This window comes from Pseudomonas viridiflava (genome assembly GCF_900602065.1).
In the GTDB taxonomy this organism is placed as follows: Bacteria; Pseudomonadota; Gammaproteobacteria; order Pseudomonadales; family Pseudomonadaceae; genus Aquipseudomonas.
In genome coordinates, this window is record NZ_UWFN01000085.1 from 1 (window position 1) to 336 (window position 336).

Annotated in this window: 1 protein-coding gene; it reads left to right on the forward strand. The window is 61.3% G+C overall.

What is annotated here, in order from left to right; genetic code table 11:
• The coding region (locus EE949_RS01375) for a ParA family protein (protein WP_164666676.1) at positions 1-266 on the forward strand (266 nt) is incomplete at its 5' end.
• Between the last annotated feature and the right edge of the window lie 70 nt (positions 267-336).

Consider the following 336-nt stretch of genomic DNA (forward strand, 5'->3'; position numbering starts at 1 on the left):
TCGAAGGCCTGTTGCGGACCATGTATGACCCGCGCCTGAGCCTGATGAACGACGTTTCGGCGCAGCTCAAGGAACACTTCGGTGACCAGTTGTACGACACGGTGATCCCGCGCAACATCCGCCTGGCCGAAGCGCCAAGCTACGGGATGCCCGCGTTGGCTTATGACAAAACATCGCGTGGCGCCATTGCCTACCTGGCGCTGGCCGGCGAGATGGTTCGCCGTCAACGCCGCAACTCACGCACCGCTGCAGCCCAGCCAACTTAAGGAATCCCCATGGCCGTCAAGAAACGAGGTCTAGGACGTGGACTGGATGCACTGTTGAGTGGTCCGACCG